The organism is Faecalicatena contorta, from assembly GCF_003149105.1.
Lineage (GTDB): Bacteria > Bacillota > Clostridia > Lachnospirales > Lachnospiraceae > Muricomes > Muricomes contortus_C.
Map to the genome: position 1 here is coordinate 1 of NZ_QGDS01000032.1, position 2658 is coordinate 2658.

The following is a 2658-nucleotide window of genomic DNA, read 5'->3' on the forward strand; positions in this document are numbered from 1 at the left end:
TAAAATAAAAAGTCCACAGTGTTACTATTGATTATAACAAAGTTAAAGCGAAAGGAGAGTATTGATGTATTTAGTTACAAATATATCATACAAGAGGAAATGAAAGGTGCAGTTGAGACAATGATGGGAATGATTATGATTGCGTTCATGGCAGTTTTAAGTGCAGCTTATATTATGGCATCTTTAAATACGCAGAAAGCACAGAACTATCATTCTACAATAGTTGCGGAAGTAGAAGCCGGTGATTTTTCAGAAGTAGTGATTCAGAGCTGTAAAAGGAAAGCATTGGAAAATGGATATACAGATTTAGTAATTGAACCACTTATTAGTACGAAAAATGAAAAATATGCAAAAGTTACTTTGACATATGACTATACCCTTCCTGTATTAAACTTATTTTTAGAGCATCAGATTGCGGGATATGCGCGGTAAGAAAAGGAGAAAGTATGAGAAATGCTGTTATTGTAATTTTCATGGTTGTAATACTTGTGTTTTCCGGAGTGTCCATTCAGGCGGCAGAGAATAAAGCTATACGGAAAAATGAATTGGAAAGCAGTCTGGGTGAGGCTATGGAGCAGTCTATGAAAATTTTGACGGTTCATCCGGTATATCATATAGATGACTCAGCCAAAACGGACGAACTTGCGGCAGATTTTATTCAGGGTTTTCTTATGAAAACAACAAGTAACTCTGATTTTACCATTGAAATACTGGGCATGGATGCGGAAAAGGGGCTGCTGGATGTCCGTGTGGAAGAAAGATATAAGCAGATTATCGGGCATGGAGAGATATCCTGCCGAAAAACGGTGATATTGGAAGATTTTGAAGAAGAGGAGACAGCCTTTTATCAGGTTTCCTTTTGGGTGCCGAAGGAAATCGGCAAAGAGGAATCTGAGTATGAATATGTAATAAAACAAGTCAATGTTCATAGCGGCGACAATCTGAATGCCGCAATGCTCCCCAAAAACAGTATGAAGCGGGAAGGCCGTACTTTCTGCGGTTGGAGAATGATAAAGCCGATAAATGGGCTTGGAATCTTATATGACGAAGAAAATATCGGTGCCCTTAGAGCCAGCGAGAATTTAGAGTTCAGGGCAGTTTACCAGCAGGAGGTAGAGTTGTGAAATAAGGAAATTAATATCGAATCCTGGAATTTGGACCAATAATAATAAATTTCTGAAATATTACGGAAATGTTAAAAAGGTATTGCATTTTTGCCGTTCATCCGTTATAATCCATTATGTATAACAATAGAGAGTAAACCTTGAGGCCCATATTATATTTATGTGCAATGATTTTACATATTTTTGAGATATCCTGTTGAAAAATGCCGTAGAATATTGTATAGTAAAACATATATGTGGGGACATAGATAATAATAAAATAAGGATGGGTAAACGATATGAAGATGAAAAAAGTGCTTAATGTGCTTGCAGCAACTGCTTTGACATGTTCTATGATAACAGTACCGGTACTTGCAGCGCCTACGGGTTCGGCAAGCTTGGAAACTCAGAAAAAAGAGGCGCAGAGTGAAGTAAACAGTCTGCAGTCACAATTATCAACTTTGATGTCTAAAATGACAGAATTGCAGAGCGAGTTGATTTCGAAAGGCGAGGAAATCACCAAAGCTGAGAAGCAATTGAAGGATGCCCAGGAAAAAGAGAAACAACAGTACGAAGACATGAAGCTTCGTATTAAATATATGTATGAAGAAGGTGACGGCTCCGCACTGGAAAGAATATTAGGTTCGGGAAGTATCGCGGAGATGCTGAGCCAGGCAGAATATGTTCAGAAAATACATAGCTACGACCGTGATATGTTAGAACAATATGTAGAGACTGTACACGAAGTCGAAGATTTAAAGACAGCTTTGGAAAGCGATATGAACAAGCTGGAAGAAATGCAGACAGAGTATGAGAACCAGCAGACAGAACTGAACACTACGATTGAAAATAAGAGTGCGGAAATAGCAAACCTGGATGAACAGATTCAGGAAGCAGCAAGAAAGGCAGCTGAAGAAGAGGCGGAAAGGCAAAGAGTGGCCAGAGCAGCCGCAGAAGCAGAGGCAGCAGCACGGGATGATGGTGGAGAAAGCGGAGGAGGCAATGTACCTACAAGTCCGGAAACACCGAATACTCCAAGCGTACCAAGCCCACCGCCTGTTTCAGATGGAGGCGGTTCAGGAAATACAAGTGCAGCTCAAACAATTGTAAATGCAGCGTGGACACAGATTGGAGTTCCTTATGTATGGGGCGGTACAACACCGTATCAGGGGCTTGACTGTTCAGGACTGACACAGTGGTGTCATGCTCAGGCTGGAATTTCTATTGGACGTGTGGATACGGCTCAGCTTAATGGCGGGCGGGTGGTTTATGATCCACAGCCAGGAGACATTGCCTGGACACCAGGACATGTAGCAATTTACATAGGCGGCGGCCAGATGATTGAGGCGCAGCAGCCAGGAACAACGATTTGTGTTAGTGCAGTGCGTGCTTCTGTATATGTAAGATATTGGTAAGAATATGAATATAACAAAGAATCCCGCAAAATGCGGGATTCTTTTTATAGTGCGCCCGGCGGGCGCACGTTTCAACGGGTGTGAGTCCCGAGTCCGCCTGGTAGTAGGAAGGACATAGCCAATGGCAAGGGTGTTGTGGG

At 41.6% G+C, this 2658-nt stretch carries 3 protein-coding genes; all 3 read left to right on the top strand.

Annotated elements, in window-relative coordinates; translation table 11 throughout:
• The first annotated feature begins 18 nt into the window (after positions 1-18).
• A complete protein-coding gene (locus A8805_RS21850) occupies positions 19-432 on the top strand; it encodes a hypothetical protein (protein ID WP_242992550.1) in 414 nt (137 codons plus the stop codon).
• Between the two features lie 14 nt (positions 433-446).
• Entirely contained in the window at positions 447-1124 is a 678-nt protein-coding gene (locus tag A8805_RS21855; protein ID WP_109714817.1) for a hypothetical protein, read from the top strand.
• A gap of 278 nt (positions 1125-1402) precedes the next feature.
• Positions 1403-2518: an NlpC/P60 family protein gene (locus tag A8805_RS21860; RefSeq protein WP_242992552.1), complete on the top strand. Its 1116-nt coding sequence runs from the start codon at positions 1403-1405 to the stop codon at positions 2516-2518.
• Positions 2519-2658 lie beyond the last annotated feature (140 nt).

What these genes read in the sequence shown, in the direction of transcription:
- A8805_RS21860 (WP_242992552.1), top strand. Translation starts at nt 1,403, where the DNA reads ATGAAGATGAAAAAAGTGCTTAATGTGCTTGCAGCAACTGCTTTGACA.
- A8805_RS21855 (WP_109714817.1), top strand. Translation starts at nt 447, where the DNA reads ATGAGAAATGCTGTTATTGTAATTTTCATGGTTGTAATACTTGTGTTT.